Source organism: Ornithinicoccus hortensis (assembly GCF_006716185.1).
GTDB classification, from domain to species: Bacteria; Actinomycetota; Actinomycetes; order Actinomycetales; family Dermatophilaceae; genus Ornithinicoccus; species Ornithinicoccus hortensis.
The window spans coordinates 1261440-1277902 of the sequence record NZ_VFOP01000001.1; the positions used below are offsets into that span (position 1 = coordinate 1261440).

At 70.1% G+C, this 16463-nt stretch carries 20 protein-coding genes; 15 read left to right on the top strand and 5 right to left on the bottom strand.

The genetic code is table 11. The features are described from left to right. The first annotated feature begins 32 nt into the window (after positions 1–32). From FB467_RS05930 to FB467_RS05960, 7 genes are read left to right on the top strand one after another with little or no spacing between them, the layout of a single operon-like run. Positions 33–773, top strand: coding sequence for an ABC transporter ATP-binding protein (locus FB467_RS05930; protein WP_170230842.1), 741 nt, complete (start codon positions 33–35; stop codon positions 771–773). Further along, the gene (locus tag FB467_RS05935) at positions 770–1495 is read left to right on the top strand and encodes an ABC transporter ATP-binding protein (RefSeq protein ID WP_141784277.1); all 726 of its coding nucleotides are present in this window, start codon (positions 770–772) and stop codon (positions 1493–1495) included. The genes FB467_RS05930 and FB467_RS05935 overlap by 4 nt, the downstream gene beginning before the upstream one ends. Then, entirely contained in the window at positions 1492–2370 is an 879-nt protein-coding gene (locus FB467_RS05940) for a branched-chain amino acid ABC transporter permease (RefSeq protein ID WP_141784278.1), read from the top strand. The genes FB467_RS05935 and FB467_RS05940 overlap by 4 nt, the downstream gene beginning before the upstream one ends. Further along, complete coding sequence (locus FB467_RS05945) at positions 2367–3452, top strand: branched-chain amino acid ABC transporter permease (protein ID WP_141784279.1); 1086 nt, start codon at positions 2367–2369, stop codon at positions 3450–3452. Before FB467_RS05940 ends, FB467_RS05945 begins: the two co-directional genes overlap by 4 nt. After that, positions 3449–5020 carry a class I adenylate-forming enzyme family protein gene (locus FB467_RS05950; protein ID WP_141784280.1) on the top strand — a complete coding sequence of 524 codons (1572 nt, stop codon included), beginning with the start codon at positions 3449–3451 and terminating at the stop codon, positions 5018–5020. The genes FB467_RS05945 and FB467_RS05950 overlap by 4 nt, the downstream gene beginning before the upstream one ends. After that, positions 5017–5655 carry a TetR/AcrR family transcriptional regulator gene (locus tag FB467_RS05955; RefSeq protein ID WP_141784281.1) on the top strand — a complete coding sequence of 213 codons (639 nt, stop codon included), beginning with the start codon at positions 5017–5019 and terminating at the stop codon, positions 5653–5655. The genes FB467_RS05950 and FB467_RS05955 overlap by 4 nt, the downstream gene beginning before the upstream one ends. Then, positions 5652–6584, top strand: coding sequence for an alpha/beta fold hydrolase (locus FB467_RS05960; RefSeq protein ID WP_141784282.1), 933 nt, complete (start codon positions 5652–5654; stop codon positions 6582–6584). The genes FB467_RS05955 and FB467_RS05960 overlap by 4 nt, the downstream gene beginning before the upstream one ends. 24 nt (positions 6585–6608) lie before the next feature. On the opposite strand, the gene FB467_RS05965 is transcribed toward FB467_RS05960, so the two are convergent. Next, positions 6609–8132, bottom strand: coding sequence for an HNH endonuclease (locus tag FB467_RS05965; protein WP_170230588.1), 1524 nt, complete (start codon positions 8130–8132; stop codon positions 6609–6611). 82 nt (positions 8133–8214) lie between these two features. Here FB467_RS05965 and FB467_RS05970 point away from each other — a divergent pair, with 82 nt between their 5' ends. Next, positions 8215–9003, top strand: coding sequence for a PaaX family transcriptional regulator C-terminal domain-containing protein (locus tag FB467_RS05970; protein WP_170230590.1), 789 nt, complete (start codon positions 8215–8217; stop codon positions 9001–9003). 12 nt (positions 9004–9015) lie between these two features. Here FB467_RS05970 and FB467_RS05975 read toward each other — a convergent pair whose 3' ends face one another. Beyond that, entirely contained in the window at positions 9016–9231 is a 216-nt protein-coding gene (locus FB467_RS05975; protein ID WP_141784285.1) for a hypothetical protein, read from the bottom strand. 104 nt (positions 9232–9335) lie between these two features. Between FB467_RS05975 and ychF the strand changes: the two genes are divergently transcribed. After that, positions 9336–10421, top strand: coding sequence for a redox-regulated ATPase YchF (gene ychF, locus FB467_RS05980; RefSeq protein WP_141784286.1), 1086 nt, complete (start codon positions 9336–9338; stop codon positions 10419–10421). 128 nt (positions 10422–10549) lie between these two features. Here ychF and FB467_RS05985 read toward each other — a convergent pair whose 3' ends face one another. The 3 genes from FB467_RS05985 to FB467_RS05995 form a co-directional block, all read right to left on the bottom strand. Beyond that, complete coding sequence (locus FB467_RS05985; RefSeq protein ID WP_170230592.1) at positions 10550–11098, bottom strand: TetR/AcrR family transcriptional regulator; 549 nt, start codon at positions 11096–11098, stop codon at positions 10550–10552. Then, complete coding sequence (locus FB467_RS05990; RefSeq protein WP_141784288.1) at positions 11082–11648, bottom strand: hypothetical protein; 567 nt, start codon at positions 11646–11648, stop codon at positions 11082–11084. The genes FB467_RS05985 and FB467_RS05990 overlap by 17 nt, the downstream gene beginning before the upstream one ends. 330 nt (positions 11649–11978) lie before the next feature. Then, on the bottom strand, positions 11979–12788 hold the full coding sequence (locus tag FB467_RS05995) for an SDR family NAD(P)-dependent oxidoreductase (protein WP_141784289.1): 810 nt from the start codon (positions 12786–12788) through the stop codon (positions 11979–11981). A gap of 89 nt (positions 12789–12877) precedes the next feature. Here FB467_RS05995 and FB467_RS06000 point away from each other — a divergent pair, with 89 nt between their 5' ends. The 6 genes from FB467_RS06000 to FB467_RS06025 all read left to right on the top strand — a co-directional run bounded on the left by FB467_RS06000 (position 12878) and on the right by FB467_RS06025 (position 16453). After that, entirely contained in the window at positions 12878–13474 is a 597-nt protein-coding gene (locus tag FB467_RS06000) for a TetR/AcrR family transcriptional regulator (protein ID WP_141784290.1), read from the top strand. A gap of 263 nt (positions 13475–13737) precedes the next feature. Beyond that, entirely contained in the window at positions 13738–14181 is a 444-nt protein-coding gene (locus FB467_RS06005; RefSeq protein ID WP_211350561.1) for a hypothetical protein, read from the top strand. 386 nt (positions 14182–14567) lie between these two features. Then, positions 14568–14711, top strand: coding sequence for a hypothetical protein (locus FB467_RS19450; protein WP_342354704.1), 144 nt, complete (start codon positions 14568–14570; stop codon positions 14709–14711). An 82-nt stretch (positions 14712–14793) separates the two neighbouring features. After that, a complete protein-coding gene (locus FB467_RS06015; protein ID WP_141784291.1) occupies positions 14794–15027 on the top strand; it encodes a FitA-like ribbon-helix-helix domain-containing protein in 234 nt (77 codons plus the stop codon). Continuing rightward, positions 15024–15449 carry a type II toxin-antitoxin system VapC family toxin gene (locus FB467_RS06020; RefSeq protein ID WP_141784292.1) on the top strand — a complete coding sequence of 142 codons (426 nt, stop codon included), beginning with the start codon at positions 15024–15026 and terminating at the stop codon, positions 15447–15449. Before FB467_RS06015 ends, FB467_RS06020 begins: the two co-directional genes overlap by 4 nt. A 140-nt stretch (positions 15450–15589) precedes the next feature. Then, positions 15590–16453, top strand: a complete 864-nt coding sequence (locus FB467_RS06025) for a GNAT family N-acetyltransferase (protein ID WP_211350562.1) — start codon at positions 15590–15592, stop codon at positions 16451–16453. The last annotated feature ends 10 nt before the right edge of the window (positions 16454–16463 follow it).

A 16463-nucleotide genomic window follows, 5' to 3' on the forward strand; every position in this document is an offset into this window, starting at 1 on the left:
CCGGGACGGACCCCGGGGCCGGGACACCGGCCCTGGAGGTCCGTGGGGTAGGCCTGCAGATCGGCGGCGCGAGGATCCTGCAGGACATCTCCTTCCAGGTCGGCTCCGGCCGGATCGTGGGTGTCATCGGCCCGAACGGCGCGGGCAAGACCACGCTGTTCAACCTCATCTCCGGGGTGCGTCCGCCCACCGAGGGCACGATCCACCTGCACGGCAGGGACATCACCGGCAGCAGCGTGACCCAGCGGGCCCGTGCCGGCCTGGGCCGGACGTTCCAGACGTCCTCGCTGTTCCCGGGCCTGTCGGTGCTGGAGAACGTCCGGCTCGCCAGCCAGGCCGAGCAGGGCGGCGCCCTGTCGCTGGTCCGGTTCCCCCGGGCGGGCGACGACGCCACCGGTCGGGCCAGGGAGCTGCTGCAGGAGGTCGGTCTCGGTCGCCGCCTGCGCCACCGGGCCGGCGACCTGCCGCACGGCGACAAGCGCAAGCTCGAGATCGCGATGCTCCTGGCCACCGACTCCAGCGTGGTCCTGCTGGACGAGCCGATGGCCGGCGTCGCCTCCGGGGACGTCCCGGCCCTCACCGACATCATCGCCCGGCTGCACCGGGACCACGGCCGCACCGTGCTGATGGTCGAGCACCACATGGAGGTCCTGCTGGGCCTGGTCCAGGAGGTCGCGGTGCTTCATTTCGGCACCCTGCTGGCGATGGACACGCCGGAGGCCGTGATGGCCGACCCGACCGTACAGAGCGCCTACCTGGGAGAGACCGTATGACGACCGCAGAGCCGGTCCTGACCGTCCGGGGCCTCAGTGCCCGGGCGGGCGGGCAGCAGGTCGTGGAGCACGTCGACCTCGACGTGGCCGCCACCGGCGTGACCGCCCTCCTCGGCCGCAACGGGGTGGGGAAGACGAGCACGATCAAGGCCATCATGGGGCTGGTCGAGCGCACCGGCGAGGTCACCCTCGCGGGGAAGCGGATCGACGGGCTGGAACCGCACCGGGTCGCCCGGCTCGGGGTCGGCTACGTCCCCGAGGACCGTGAGGTGTTCTCTGCGCTGACCGTCACCGAGAACCTGCGGATCGCCGAACGCCCCGGCGTCGAGCACCGCTACGACCTGGTCTACGAGGTGTTCCCGGAGCTGAAGGAGCGTGGGGGCCAGGCCGCGGGCACGCTGTCCGGGGGCCAGCAGCAGATGGTCGCCCTCGGGCGGGTGTTGATCAACGACAACGCGGTCCTGCTCATCGACGAACCCACCAAGGGCCTCTCGCCCCGGCTGGTCCAGGAGGTCGGCCGGGTGCTGGCCACCGCCGCCGAGGTGGCCCCCGTGCTGCTCGTGGAGCAGAACCTCAAGGTGGTCCGGGACCTGGCCCGTGACGTCGTCGTGCTCACCGGGGGGCGCAGCGTGCACCACGGGGACGCGCGGGAGTTCCTGGAGGACGACCGGCTGACCCAGCGCTTCCTGGGGGTCCACGGCGGGGAAGGGGAGAGCGCGTGAGCACCATCGTCCTGTTGCTGATCACCGGGCTGGGGCTCGGTGCCATCTACTTCCTGGTCTCCTCGGGGCTCTCGCTGATCTACGGGTTGATGGGCGTGCTCAACTTCGCGCACGGCGTCTTCCTCAGCTTCGGAGCCTTCCTGGGCTGGGAGGTCGCCTCGCGGGTGGGCGCCACCTCCTGGGGCGGTTTCGCGCTGTCCCTGGTGGTCGGGGCGCTGGCCGGAGCGGCCTTCGCGGCACTGACCGAACGGTTCCTCGTGCAGCGCCTCTACAACCGGCACATCGAGCAGGTCCTGGTCACGGTGGGTCTGGCGCTCGCCGTGGTCGCGCTCTTCGACGGCATCTGGGGGACGGACCCCACCTTCGTGCGCGGCCCGGGCTGGCTGGACCAGACCACGACGGTCCTCGGGGCCCGGGTGCCCAACGACCGGTTCGTCTCGATCGTCGTCGCCGTCCTCGTGCTGCTGGCGATCGTGCTCTTCCTCAAGCGCACCCGGTTCGGCATGATCATCCGGGCCGGCGTGGAGAACCGCTCCATGGTCACGGCGCTCGGCATCGACGTGCGCAGCGCCTTCACCCTGGTGTTCACCATCGGCGGCGCGGCCGCCGGGCTGGGCGGGGTGCTCGCGTCGCACTACTTCGGGTACGTGTCCCCGGTCCTCGGCCAGACCCTGCTGATCTTCGCGTTCATCGTCACCGTGATCGGGGGCCTGGGGTCGCTCACCGGTGCGGCCATCGCCTCGGTCCTGGTGGCGCTCCTGCAGCAGTTCGCCAACTACTACCTGTCGGGCACCGGCGACTTCGCGGTCGTCGTGCTCCTGGCGGTCGTGCTGCTCACCCGACCCTCGGGTCTGATGGGGAGGAAGGCACTATGACCTTCGACCGCTCCACCGTGATCCGCACCGGCGGCGGGATCCTCCTCGTCGTGCTGATGGCCTGCCTGCCGCTGCTGAACATCACCATCCCCGGGATCCTGCCCGGCCCGACCTACCAGCCCGGTGCGCTGCACATGCTCGCCCTGGCGATGCTCATGTCGGCCGTGGCGCTCAGCTACCACCTGCTCCTCGGGGTGGCGGGACTGCTCTCCTTCGGGCACGCCCTCTACTTCGGTGCCGGCGTCTACGGCCTCGGCATCGTGCTGCGGCAGTGGGACATCCCGCTGCTGCCGGCGATGGGCCTGACGATGGTCATCGTGATCGTGCTGGCCCATGTGTTCGGCGCGATCAGCCTCCGGGTCACCGGCATTCCGTTCGCGATGGTCACCCTGGCTTTCGCGCAGGCCGGCTCGGTGCTGGCCCGGCGGGACCCGGGCAAGCTGACCGGCGGGGAGGAGGGCCTGTCGCTGAACACGGCCAACGTCCCCGACTGGCTGGTCGGTGTCTCGGACACCCGCAACGTCTACTGGCTGGCGCTCGTCGCGCTCGTGCTCACCTACCTGCTCGTCCTGTGGGTGCAGTCCTGCCGCGCCGGGCACGTCGCCGAGGCGACCCGGGAGAACGAGCTGCGGGTCCGCGTCCTCGGCATGCAGCCGTATGCCGTGAAGCTGGTGATCTTCGTCGCGGCGGCCACCATCGCCGGCGGGGTCGGGATGATCTACCTGCTGCTGCAGAGCAGCGCCGTCCCCCACGCGGTCTCGGCTGACTTCACCATCTCGCTGCTGCTGATGGTGGTGCTCGGCGGCGTCGGGTCCCGCTGGGGCGCGATCGCCGGGGCGGTGGTCTACGTCGTGCTCACCCAGCGCCTGGCGGTGCTCGCGTCCTCGGATTGGATCCGGGACCTCCCGGCGGTGCTCCGCATCCCGCTCTCGGAGCCGATGTTCATCCTGGGCACGCTCTTCGTCCTGGTCGTGATGTTCGTCCCCGGCGGCATCGCCGGTGCCGCCGGGAAGGTGACGGGTCGGCGCCACGATTCGGAGGAGGACGACGCCCCCATCACCGACGTCGTGGCAGAACCGTGACGAGCAGCGCCGCGGGTGCCCACACGCTGGGTCGGTGGACCACCGACCGCGCCAGGGTGCGCCCCGACGCGGTGGCCGTCGTCGACCGGGGCATCGAGCTGGGCTACGGCGAGCTGGAGCGCCGGGCCGAGGCGTTGGCGGCCTCCCTCCGGGGGGCCGGCTACCGGCGCGGCGACCGGATCGCCACGCTCACCGGCAACACCGCGGACCACGTCGTGGTCTTCTTCGCCTGCGCCAAGGCCGGCCTGGTGCTGGTGCCGATGTCCTGGCGGCTGACCGTCGCCGAGCTGACCGCGCAACTGGAGCACGCCGACCCCGCGGTGCTTCTGGTGGAGGAGGAGTTCGCCACCAGCGGCGAGCAGGCGGTGCGGCGGCTCGCCGCACGGGTCCCGACCGCCCGGCTGGGGGAGTCCGGTGTCGAGGCGGACCCACCCGCCCCGTGGCGCAGCGACGACACGGAGCCGACCCCCGGCATACCGGGTCCGGTCCGGGACGACGACCCCCTGCTCATGGTGTTCACCTCCGGCAGCTCGGGCCGGTCCAAGGCCGCCGTGCTCACCCACGCCACGTGTTCGTGGACCAACCTGTCGCTGTCCCGCACCCTGGGCCTGTCCGAGCAGGACGTCGTGCTGGCCGTGCTCCCGCAGTTCCACGTGGGCGGGTGGAACATCCAACCGCTGCTGGCCTGGTGGCACGGGGCGACCGTGGTGCTGGAGCGCACCTTCGACGCCGGCCGGGCGCTCCGGCTGATCGCGGACCGCGGGATCACCACCATGATGGCCGTCCCGACGCAGTACCTCCTGATGGCCGAGCACGCCGACTTCGCCACCACCGACTTCTCCCGGATGCGCAGCGCCGTCGTGGGCGGTGCCCCGATGCCGGCGCCGTTGCTGCGGACCTACCACGCCCGCGGCGTCGCGCTCACCCAGGGCTACGGCCTCACCGAGGCCGGGCCCAACGTGCTCTGCGTCCCCCCGCAGGACGCGCACGCCCGGGTCGGCTACGCCGGCAAGCCCTACCCGCACGTGGACGTCGCGATCGCCGACCCGGCGACGGGCCGGCACCTCGACGGACCAGGCACCGGCGAGCTGTTGGTCCGTGGTCCTGGCATGTTCGCCGGGTACTTCCGCGACGAGGAGGCCACCCGGGACGCCTGGCGCGACGGGTGGCTGGCCACCGGCGACGTCGCCACCCGGGACGCGGACGGGTACCTGAAGATCGTCGACCGGCTGAAGAACATCTACATCTCCGGGGGAGAGAACGTCTCACCGGCCGAGGTCGAGCAGGTGCTGCGGCAGCTGCCGTTCGTGGCCGACGTCGCGGTCGTCGGGGTGCCCGACGACCGTTGGGGTGAGGTCGGGGTCGCGCTCGTCGTGCGCCGGGCCGGGGTCGCCGGGGACGAGGCCGAGGTGATCGAGCACGTCCGCAGCCAGCTCGCGGCATACAAGGTGCCCGCCGTCGTGCGCGTCGTCGACACCCTGCCCTACGTGACGCTCGGCAAGGTCGACCGCGTCCGGGCACGGGAACTGGCGCTCGCGGCGTCGACCGGACGACAGGAGACACGGTGAGTTCAGCACCCCGCACCAGCCGGGGCACCCGCACCCGGGCCAAGATCCTGGCCGCCGCCGAGCAGGTGTTCGCCACCCTGGGCTTCCACGACGCCTCCATCGTGAAGATCACCGAGGAGGCGGGTGTCGGGCTGGGGACCTTCTACCTCTATTTTCCCGGCAAGACCGAGATCTTCGAGGAGGTCGTGCGGGACCTGAACCACCGGGTCCGGCAGGCCATGTCGGTGGCCTCCTCGGAGGCATCGACCCGGATCGAGGCCGAGCGGGCCGGGTTCCGGGCCTACTTCCGGTTCACTGCCGAGCACCCGGCGCTCTACCGGATCATCCGGCAGGCAGAGTTCGTCGCGCCGTCGGCGATGCGCGCCCACTACGCCAGCATCGTCGAGGGCTACATCGCGGGCTTGCGCACGGCGCAGGCACGGGGCGAGGTGCGCGAGCTGGACCCGACCGTGGCCGCCTGGGCGCTGATGGGTGCCGGCGAACTGATCGGTATGCGGTGGGTGCTGTGGGAGCAGGAGAACTCCGACCAGCCCGCCGGCGTGCCCGAGCCGGTCTTCGAATCGTTGATGGACCTGATCGAGGTGGCGCTGAGCGCCCCGGACACCGCGCACGACACGGACAAGGAGTCCCCATGACACCCACCCCAGAGCCGATCCCGTCGGGCGGCGCAGCCCCCGACCGCTACCGCTCGGAGGACGTCGACGTCCGGGGCGGCACGTTGCACCTCGGGGTCTGGGAGCCTGCCTCCGGCGCCGCCGAAGCGCCCACCGTGGTCGCGATCCACGGCATCACCTCCAGTCACCTCGCCTGGCCGCTGCTGCCCGAGGCGCTGCCGGAGGTCCGCGTCGTCGCCCCCGACCTGCGCGGCCGGGGACGCTCCAACGACCTGCCGGCCCCCTACGGCATGCCCTCCCACGCGGACGACGTGGCCGCGGCCATGGATGCCCTCGGCATCGGGCAGGCCGTCATCGTTGGGCACTCGATGGGCGCCTTCGTCGCCCTGGTGCTCGCCGACCGGCACCCCGAGCGGGTCCGCTCCCTGGTGCTGGTCGACGGCGGTATGCCGTTGCTCCCCCCGGAAGGGGTGTCCCCGGACCAGCTGGCGCAGGCGGTCCTCGGACCGGCCGCCGACCGCCTGCAGATGGAGTTCCCGGACCGCGAGTCCTACCGGCAGTTCTTCCGTGAGCACCCCGCCTTCGCCGGGGGCTGGACCGACCTGGTGCAGGACTACGTGGACTACGACCTGGTCGGCCAGGAACCGCGGTTGCGGCCCGCCACCGCTGTCGCGGCGCTGCACGAGGACATCCGCGAACTCGTCGACGGCGACTCCCTGCTCACCGCGCTGGCCCACCTGCGCCACGACGCCACCTGGCTGGTCGCGCCGCGGGGGCTGATGGACGAGGTCCCACCGCTCTACCCGGACGCTGCCCGCGCGCACTGGACCGCGCAGTACCCCGGCCTGGAGATGATCGAGGTCTCCGACGTCAACCACTACACGATCGTGATGGGTGAGACGGGGATGCGGGCGATCGCGCCGGTGGTCACGCGGGCCCTGGGGTCCTGACCCGCTGATGGCGCACCCGGCGCGCTACCCGGCCAGCCCGTCCTCGTCGTCCCCACCCGCATCTGCCCAGAGCGCCGCCATCACGTCGTCCTCCAGGTCGTAGGGGTCGGCGGCCCCGGCCTCCTCGTCCCGGTACTCCTCGACCAGCCGCTGCCAGGCCTCCACGGCCGCCCGGAGGTCTGCCTCCGGTGTGTCGGCGGGCCCGTCGCGGGCCGCCGCCCAGTCGGTCGGCAGGTCGGTCATCGAGTCCAGGCAGGGCGGAGCCGCGGAGCGATAGAGGTGTCCCGTCGGGGTGGTCGTCTCGACGACATCGCGCCCGTCCGGCTGGCGCACCACCTGACTGGACCAGCCGAGGGTCTCCTTGATGTAGTTGCACGCCTCGCAGAGGCCCTGGCCGTTGCGCGTCGTGGTCCGCCCGGCACCCGAGACGGGCACCACGTGATCGGCATGCCGGACGGGTGCCCCGCACCACGGCGTCCGGCAGACCTGGTCGCGGGCGACGACGAGGCGGCGCAGGCGACCGTCGAAGGCCCTCCTGCCCGAGTCCAGGTCGCGGACCGAGGCATCCTCCGGCGCCAGGAACACCCGGCGGATCCACGCGCGCGCCACCTCGCGGAGCGGGTCGTCCGGGACCTCCGGACGGGTCGTGCCCCTGCGTGCGAGGTCCCGGGCAAGCTCGGCCGGGATGGGACCGAAGCCGGGGATGCGCCCGGACGTCTCGGCGCCGGCGAACAGCGACCGGTCGGTCATCACGACCTGCACCTCGACGTCCACGCCCGTGGCTGGGGACCGTCCCGTGACGCGCTCCACGAAGGTGTCGGCCGCGATCTGCCCGCGGGTCCGTTCGTCGCCGGACCGGCGCAACGCGTCCGCCTGCTGGGTGAGCGCCGCGTAGCAGGCGACGCCCTCCTCGACCGGGAGCAGTGCCGTGACGTAGGACATGACGTCGGGGGCGGGCCGGATGGTGACCCTCCGATCGGTAGCGGCCTTGCGGGCACGGGCCACGAAGGCCTCCGGGTCGAGCTCGTAGGCCAGGGCCCGGGCGGTCGCCTCCAGCTTCGTCTCGGACACCGTCACCAGGGAGTCCGCCAGCCGGGCATCCACCGCGGCCCGGTCCGCGGGACTGAGCCCGGCCGTGGCCCGCACCACCAGACCGGCAGCGAACTCGGTGATCCGGCCGTCCAGGAGGGCCCGGTGCGTCGTGGGCATGTCGGCGATCAGGGCCTGCGCGAGCCTCAGGTGGCCCCGCCCCCGCGCCGGGGACTCCCGGCGCGCGAGGGCGACCTCCGCACCGATGCTGCGCTGGGCATCGCGGGTAGACACGCCCCGGTGCCGCATGTCGTCCCGGCGACTCGTGGCGTAGTCCACGGCGAGCCTGGCTTGGGCGCCGGCACAGGCGCCCTTCAACCGCTCGAGGACCTCGATCTGGTCGATCCGCCCCATGTCGTCGAGGTCCGGCGCGGGGTGGGCGAGACGGCGCAGCAGGGCCTCCAGCTCACCGACCGCCACCGGCCGGTCGCTGGGTGTTGTCGTCGTCGACCCCTCCATGCGACAACTGTACGAGTGGCCACCGACAGAGCGGCTGACCTGCGCTTCGGCGCCCGGACGGAGAACGGGGAGAATGGTCGCTATGCCACGCGCCGATCCCCGGGAGAAGGTGTTCTTCGCCTTCGGCATCGCCGGCCGGACGGAGCTCCCGGCGGCTGCCCTGGTCGCCATCCTGGGTGACCTCGGGTTGACCGCTCCCGGGGCCCGGAGCCTGCTCGCGCGGATGGAGCGCACCGGCGCGGTCGAGGGGATCAGGGCCGGGCGCCGGGTGACCTACCGGCCGGCCGGGCCGAGCAGGAGTGGCTTCGAGCGGGTCAGGGCCAAGGGGGAGTCGCCGGGCGCGGACTGGGACGGCAGCTACGAGGCGGTGTTCTTCTCCGTCCCCGAGACGGAGCGTGCCTATCGCGACGACCTGAGACGCAAGGCGCGCAACCTGGGGTTCGGTGCGCTGCGCCCCGGCGTGCTGATCCATGCCGACCACGGTCGCGGAGACGTCCTGACCCGCCAGGTGGGTCCACCGCCCGCGGGTGGTCGGGTGTTCGCCGGGCGCTTGGTGATGGATCTCCCCGACGCGCGGACCGCCGCGCAAGAGGCGTGGTCCCTCGACGGCCTGGCTGCGCGGTACCGGACCTTTGCCAGCGCCTGCCTGGCGGCCGTGGCGGGTGCCTCCCGCGTCCGGGTCGAGGACGCCGTGGCGGAGTATGCCCGGGTCTCCCTCGCCGCCCACGCGGTGCTGCTGGAGGGTCCGGAACTGCCCGCCGAACTGCTGCCGACGGACTGGCCCCACGCCGAACTGGCGGCGGCGCTGCGGACCCTGCACTCGGCATACGAGCCGGCGCTCTCGGCGCGGCTGGCGATGCTCCTGACGTAGGCCGTCCGGGGGCTATGCGGCGCTGTGACGGCCGCCGATCACTCCCGCGACCAGCGCCGTGACCACCGCACCACCGATGAGGAAGCCGAAACCGCCGCCGACGATGGCGGCGTCGCTGAACCCGTCCAGCAGGACCGTGATGACCATCCAGATGAAGCCCGCAATGAGTCCGGCGAGCAGCGCACTGCTGAACCTGGCGCCAGGACCCGCCCCTTGAGTCGTTGTCATGGCTCACGATCGTATGCCAAGTCAGCGCATCGCGCAGGAGGTCACCCTCCCGTGCCCAAACCCCGGACCGTCCGGCGCCGCCGCGACGGTAGACTCCTGTCCCCGTGGCCCTCACCATCGGAATCGTCGGACTGCCCAACGTCGGCAAGTCCACGCTCTTCAACGCGCTGACCAAGAACACCGTGCTCGCGGCGAACTACCCGTTCGCCACCATCGAGCCCAATATCGGGGTCGTGCCGCTCGCCGACCCACGCCTGGCCCGACTCGCCGAGATCTTCGGCAGCGCCCGGATCCTGCCGGCGCCGGTCAGCTTCGTCGACATCGCCGGCATCGTGCGCGGCGCCTCGGAGGGGGAGGGGTTGGGCAACAAGTTCCTGGCCAACATCCGTGAGGCCGACGCGATCTGCCAGGTGGTGCGCGCCTTCGTCGACGACGACGTGGTGCACGTCGACGGCAAGGTCTCGCCCAAGGACGACATCGAGACGATCAACACCGAACTGATCCTGGCCGACCTGCAGACCCTGGAGACCGCCATCCCGCGGCTGGAGAAGGAGGTCAAGGGCAAGAAGACCGACAAGGAGGTCCTCGACACCGCGCTCGCCGCACAGCGGGTGCTCGAGGAGGGGACCACCCTGTTCGTCGGTGGCGAGGCGGCCGGCGTGGACGCGAAGCTGGCCAAGGGGCTGGGCCTGCTCACCACCAAGCCGTTCCTCTACGTCTTCAACCTCGACGAGGACGGCCTCACCGACGCCAGTCTGCACGACGAACTCGCAGCCCTGGTCGCCCCGGCCGAGGCCATCTACCTCAACGCCAAGCTGGAGGCCGACCTGGCCGAGCTCGACCCGGAGGACGCCGCCGAGCTGCTCGAGTCCGTCGGCGTCACCGAGCCCGGGCTGGAACAGCTCGCGCGGGTGGGTTTCCAGAACCTCGGGCTGCAGACGTACCTGACCGCCGGCCCCAAGGAGACCAGGGCCTGGACGATCACCAAGGGGTGGACCGCGCCGCAGGCCGCCGGGGTCATCCACACCGACTTCCAGCGCGGCTTCATCAAGGCGGAGGTCGTCTCCTTCGACGACCTCGATGCGGCCGGGTCGATGGCCGAGGCCCGTGCCGCCGGCAAGGTGCGCATGGAGGGCAAGGACTACGTCATGGCCGACGGTGACGTGGTGGAGTTCCGATTTAACGTCTAGGTGCCGCCGCGCGCGCGGCTCAGTTATCAACACTGCCGCAGCCGGGGCTCCGTTCATGCATCGAGGGGATCGAGCGCGAGACCGACGGTATCCAGAATCTCCGCATCCGGACGCTCAACGGTGGGCTGTCACTGGGCCGCGCCCTCCGCCCACCGCGTGATGATGGTGCGGGCCTCCTCGACGGTGATCGCACCTGCCAGCACGTCGATCGTGAGACCGTCGGCGAGGGCAAGCACCGTTGTCGCACGCGCGTTGACGTTCTCTGCATCGGTGTCACATTCGGTGATCAAGGTTGCGACCTCGGCGCGTAGGCGTACCCAAAGATCGCGGTAGACCTCACCGATCTCCGGGTCTGTCAGGGCACGTGCCGAGAAGGCGACCCACACACGCGCAGTAGGGTCGTCGATCCCTGACGGGATGAGCAGCTTGAGCAATGTCACAAGGCGACCCCTGGCGTCCTGCGCGGACGTGGCCTGACCATACCGTTCGGCCGATCGCGCGATTACAGTGCGCAGCGCCGCTCTCAGCATGGCTGCTTTCGTCGGGAAGTGGTGCTGTACGGCCCCGATCGAGACACCGGCCCGACTCGCCACCGACCGAACACTGAGGGTCTCGAGCCCGGACTTTGAGATCAGGTCGATGACGTGCTCGGTGAGTGCGTCAGCGGCGGTTGACATGAGCACGATCGTAGAACTGTTTGGCCTTGATAGCGGCGTTTGCCACAGCGGCCGCGGGTTCCCGCCGTCCATCCGCGGTTGGCCGACCGCTGACTACCGCGAGACACAGCAGAAGGACGCCGAGGCCGAGCAGAGCGAACTGCGCCGTCTCGACGAGCAGCCCCAAGATCTCGGACAGATCCTCGTTGTTCGTCCCCAAGCCCACGTGTACGAAAGTCAGCGCAGATCCGACCGCCACCAGTGCGAGCCCCGTCGAGAGCCATGCGACGGGGGTCCGTCCGCCCTGGCGGCCCGCGAATGCGCCGATCACGACCAAGATCACGCTCACGGCGAGCAGAGCTACCCGCAGCAGCGCCCACGCTCGCATAGTGCCAAGGAACGCCTCGCCTGAGGCTCCTCCGCCGCTGAAGAGGGACAGGCGCGGCCCGAGGAATCCGACGATCGACGCTGCTAGCGCCACGACGGCACCTGCTATTCCCCACGTCACGCCCGTCCGGGCCCTTTGCCGGTACATGATCATCAACACGATGCCGCCGATCGGTGCCAGCACCCCCACTGCTTCTAAGGCCCGGAACACAGACCACTCCTTCCTTCAGACCCATACGTGCGTATGGTTGAACCACATTACCATACGCCCGTATGGATCGCTTTTGGGGTTGGTGGCGTGTAGGCTTGAGGGTGGCGACAGGCGGCTCGCCGGCAGGGCTGATTTCGAAGGGCAGCGCCGACAGAAGGGTGTTCAGAGTGCGCCTGGCTGTGGTCCGCAGGCGCGAAGCGACGTAACCCGGGGTATCCTGCGCCGCGAGACTGCCCTATGTGTGGAGACGCGGTGGAGTTCCGCTTCAACGTTTAGTCACGCGGCGCGAACATCTCCCGCTATTCAGTGGACGAGCCCGGTGAGACGCTCGCTGATGCGGCGCAGCTGCGCGCGTGCATCGGTGTCGTACGCCTGCGGATGCATCCGGCTTCTGCGCGTGCCGTCGAAGTAGTGCCCAGTCGTGTCCGCCAGCGAGGGGTCGGTCGCCAGTCGGAACACGGCCTGCGCTCCTTGGTCGGCCGAGCCGGATGGGGCGATGCCTGCGGCTCGGACCATCGTCGTATCGAGGTGCGTTCCGGGATGCAGGCAGTTCGCGGTCAAGACACTGGTTGCATGCTCCTGGGCGAGATCGAACGTGAGCATGCCGAGTGCGACTTTGCTCTGACCGTAGGCACGAGTGCCGCTATAGCCGCTATTCAGCATGAGGTCATCGAAGCTGATGCTGCTCTGGCCGGCCGAGACGACGTTGACGATGCGGGACGGCCGCGCAGCGCTGAGCGTCGGCAGTAGGAGCCGCGTCATGAGGAACGGTGCGAGGTAGTTCACCGCGAGGTGTCGCTCGAAGCCCTCTGGGGTCTGTTCGCGAGGTCCACCGGGGACCGAGATGCCGGCGTTGTTGACAAGGATGTCCAGCTGGTCGCAGGTGTCGAGGACGGTGTGGGCCAGCACTCGTACGTCGTCGAGCGAAGCGAGGTCGGCGGGTAGAAAGTGTGCCGAAGCGCCCGCCGATTCAGCCTCGGCGACCGCGTCAGCTCCTCGACGAGCATCACGGCCGTGGAGGAGCAGGTGGTTCCCGGGGCGCGCGAACCGCGTGGCGAGTCGACGTCCGATGCCGTCTGTTGCTCCAGTGATCAGGACGGTGAGGTCGGGCATGGTGCTCCTAACTCGAAACGGAGGGATACTACGGATTGTGATCCGTAGTGACTCTACGCTTACGCTGGGTCGATGGGAAGCGTTGTGCCATGAGTCCGCCCACTGGCCGTAGGCCGCGCGCCGACGCGCAACGCAACCGGTCTCGGCTCATCGCCGCCGCGCGAGCGGTCGTCGACGAGGACGGCGGTCTCGGCAGCTTGGACCGCGTTGCGCAAGAGGCCGGCGTGAGCATTGCGACGTTGTATCGGCACTTTCCTCAGCGTGACGCGTTGATCGAAGCGATCTACACCGAGGAAGTCGACGCTCTCGTGACCGCGGCCCGAGAGCTTGGAGCCGAACGCGACCCAATCGAGGCACTTCGCGAGTGGTTGCTGCTGTTCGTCGAGTTCCTCGACACCAAGAGGGGGATGTCGGAAGTCCTCGGCACGCTGTTGCGTGGCCCTGACGCGCTCTTCCGTGACTCGACCGAGCGGTTGTCGTCCAGCGTCGCTGAGCTGGTTCTTCAGGCTCAGAGCTCTGGGCAGTTGAGTGCTGGTATTGACCCGGTCGATCTGTTGCGCGCGCTCGGCGGTGTCGCGTCGGTGAATCCCAGCGAAGCGTGGCGGGCCTCTGCGGTCGGACTCGTCGATGTCCTGCTGCGAGGACTTCAGCATCGAGACGACGCCGGGAACGAGACGCGGCCGTGATGGCCGCTTCAGCGGGCTGGGCCAGCTCGCTGTGCTAACTGGATGGCCGGCAAGGCGTCACTCTGCAGATCGAGCCCGGCGTAGCCAGATGGTTCTACGTGCTGGAACTCGGTGGAGTTCCGGTTTAACGTCTAGCCCGCCGTTCAATCCCACCTTGAGTGCGACACCCATCGGGCGGATAGTGTCATGGACACAGGGGAAGGCCACGGCCGTCGCCGGCAGGCCCGACCTCACGCCGCGCGGTGCACCTGGCGGCGTCGACGATGACCATCACCGACAGGCACGGGGAGTGGCACATGGCTGAGGCGACCGAGATCCCTTCCTTCCGACCCAGCAGCGACTGGTACGAGGACTGGCCCTTCGGCGTGGACACCTCCGTTCAGGTCGAGGCGTGCGTCACCGGTTCCGCGGCGGATCGCGCGGTGGAGGCGTTCCTGGAGCCTCTCACGCGCGACCCGGGCGCCGACGGCGCGGGCGGGGTCCGCGTCCATTACTGGGGCGGGTTCACCGTCGAGTCCGCGCCCTTGACCGACGAGGACGGGTGGCGGATCGTCCTGGCCTCGGCGGGGGAGGACGGCTTCGACTCCTTGGAGACGGCGGCCGACGCGCTCGTCGACGCGCTTCGCGGGACGCCAGGCGAGGTCCGGCTGGCCTGGCATGAGCTGCCGGCAACCCGCGTGACGGAGGCGGACCAGGGCGACCGCTGACCGCGAGCGGGTGACCCGGACAGGGCCCGCGCAGCCCGCCCGATCGGCGCAGCCACCTACGATTGCGTGGTGCCACAGATCGAATCTGGTCACTGAGATTCGTGCATTGCCGGAGCGGTGCTTCGAGCTCAGCCTGTCCGTGGATGCGCATCAGGCGTCGATGTCCGACTCCGGGGAACGCGTCGTCGACGGGGTGGCGACCGGTGTGATGCATCTTGGGGACTTCGTGACGTGGAGGGCTAGGCACTTCGGGCTCCCTTTCACCGATGACGTCGGTCATCAGCGAATACGAAGCTCCTCATCGATTCGTGGACGAGCAGGTTTCGGGCCCATTTCGACGCTGGTGGCACGAGCACCGATTCAGCGCGACGGCAGAGGGGACTCGCATGACCGACATCGTCGAGTTCGAGTCGCCAGCCGGACCGCTCGGGCGGGCCGTGAACTCACTCGTCCTGACCCAATACATGACAAAGCTGTTGCGTCAGCGAAACGCCTGGTTGCTGGAGGCGCTGTCTCCTCCGGGAGCCTGACGCGCTGCACAGCGGGTGGGAAGTTGTGGTGAGGGCTCAAAGCCGGTGCTATCGTTGGTGATAGCGCAGGAGGTGATCGCTGATGTCATCCATTATCGTTCGAGGTCTCGACGAGGCGGTGAAGCGGCAACTCGCCAAGCAGGCAAAGGAGCGCGGTCGCTCCATGGAGGCCGAGGTCCGCGACATCCTCACCAGGGCTGCTCGGCGGCCACACATCGGCATGGCATTGCTGGCGGCCGCGCAGGACGTCGGGGGTGTCGAGGGCCTGGCGGTTCCAGAACGCGATGACGTCGCCCGGTGGGTGGACTTCGAGTGATCGTCCTCGACACGAACGTCATCTCGGAGATCTTCCGGCCCACGCCGGAGCAGCGCGTGGTCCGGTGGCTCGCGTCATTGACGGACGATGTTGCGATCACATCGATCACTCTCGCGGAGTTGCTGGCTGGGGTGCGCCGGCTTCCGGACGGCCGGCGCAAGGATGCACTGGCCTCACGGATCGACGCGGCGATCGAGCCGTACCGGGGGAGTCGTTCGATACTGCCCTTTGACGATGCTGCGGCCGAGCACTACGCGACTGTGCTCGCGGCTCGTGAGGCGGCGGGCGCCGCGATCAGCACCGCGGATGCCCAGATCGCTGCCATCTGCCTGGCGCACGACGCCAGGTGTGCGACGCGTAACGTGAAGGACTTCGAGCACACGGGCGTGACGCTGGTCGATCCGTGGAGGTGCGACGTGTGAAGCCTCGTTCGATCGAGATGCTCGCTCACTAAGACCTCGCCCTTGCCGATCGCATGACTGCCGGGTCCAACGTGTGGCGGCATTGTCACTGACGCATCAAACCCGTGGCAGGAGGCCGCGGACCGTGCGAGCCTGGCCGCGTGGCCATCACGATGACGACCCCCTCGACCGCTGACCTTCCCCGGGTGATCGACACGGTGGCGTCGTGGCAGCGCGACGGCGCCCCCGTCCAGGTCCATCCCGGCGACCTGGGCTGGTACCAACGCTTCGGCGCCGAAGCGCTCGCGGGGGCATTGCGGGAGTGGGCTCGCGATGGGGAGACGGTGGCGGTCGGGTTCCTCGACGAGTCGGAACTGATCCGTATGGCGATCGCCCCCGAGGCGGGTGGGGACGAGGGCATCGCCCACCACGTCGCCGACGACTTCGTCGAAGCCCTGGGCGAACTGCTGCCGCCGGGCCGGGCGATCGTCGAGGCCAGGTTCGGGACCGCGCTCCAGCAGGTCCTGACCGACCGGGGTTGGGGAGCCGACGACCCGTGGACGCCGCTGCACCGGGACCTCGCGCAGCCGGTTCCGCCCTCCACACTGCGGATCGAGGTCGTCGGGCCGGGGTTGGTGCAGGAGCGGGTCAGGGTCGAGGTGGCGGCCTTCCCCGGATCGTCGTTCTCGGTCGATCGCTGGCGGCAGATGGCCGACGGCCACGCCTATCGCCACGCCGCGTGTCTCCTCGGGTATGATGAGCAGGGGGTCGCCGTCGCCGCGACCACGGTGTGGTCGGCGGGTCGCGACCGACCGGGGGTCATCGAGCCGTTGGGCGTCCACGGCGGTCACCGCGGGCGCGGGCACGGACGCGCGATGACCCTGGCGGCAGCCGGGCAGATGCGCCGGATGGGGTGCTCGAGCGCCAGGGTGGCGACGCCGTCGTCGAACACGGCAGCCGTCGCGACGTATCAGGCTGCGGGCTTCGTGACGCCGGGCGAGGTCACCGACTTCTGTCGGCCCTGACCGGCGGCCC

Coding starts and splice junctions, on each gene's coding strand:
- FB467_RS19450 (WP_342354704.1), top strand. CDS start 14,568: ATGACCGACATCGTCGAGTTCGAGTCGCCAGCCGGACCGCTCGGGCGG.
- FB467_RS05935 (WP_141784277.1), top strand. CDS start 770: ATGACGACCGCAGAGCCGGTCCTGACCGTCCGGGGCCTCAGTGCCCGG.
- FB467_RS05965 (WP_170230588.1), bottom strand. CDS start 8,132: ATGGAGGGGTCGACGACGACAACACCCAGCGACCGGCCGGTGGCGGTC.
- FB467_RS06000 (WP_141784290.1), top strand. CDS start 12,878: ATGAGTCCGCCCACTGGCCGTAGGCCGCGCGCCGACGCGCAACGCAAC.
- FB467_RS06015 (WP_141784291.1), top strand. CDS start 14,794: ATGTCATCCATTATCGTTCGAGGTCTCGACGAGGCGGTGAAGCGGCAA.
- FB467_RS05970 (WP_170230590.1), top strand. CDS start 8,215: ATGCCACGCGCCGATCCCCGGGAGAAGGTGTTCTTCGCCTTCGGCATC.
- FB467_RS05995 (WP_141784289.1), bottom strand. CDS start 12,788: ATGCCCGACCTCACCGTCCTGATCACTGGAGCAACAGACGGCATCGGA.
- FB467_RS06005 (WP_211350561.1), top strand. CDS start 13,738: ATGACCATCACCGACAGGCACGGGGAGTGGCACATGGCTGAGGCGACC.
- FB467_RS05975 (WP_141784285.1), bottom strand. CDS start 9,231: ATGACAACGACTCAAGGGGCGGGTCCTGGCGCCAGGTTCAGCAGTGCG.
- FB467_RS05960 (WP_141784282.1), top strand. CDS start 5,652: ATGACACCCACCCCAGAGCCGATCCCGTCGGGCGGCGCAGCCCCCGAC.
- FB467_RS05945 (WP_141784279.1), top strand. CDS start 2,367: ATGACCTTCGACCGCTCCACCGTGATCCGCACCGGCGGCGGGATCCTC.
- FB467_RS05985 (WP_170230592.1), bottom strand. CDS start 11,098: ATGTCAACCGCCGCTGACGCACTCACCGAGCACGTCATCGACCTGATC.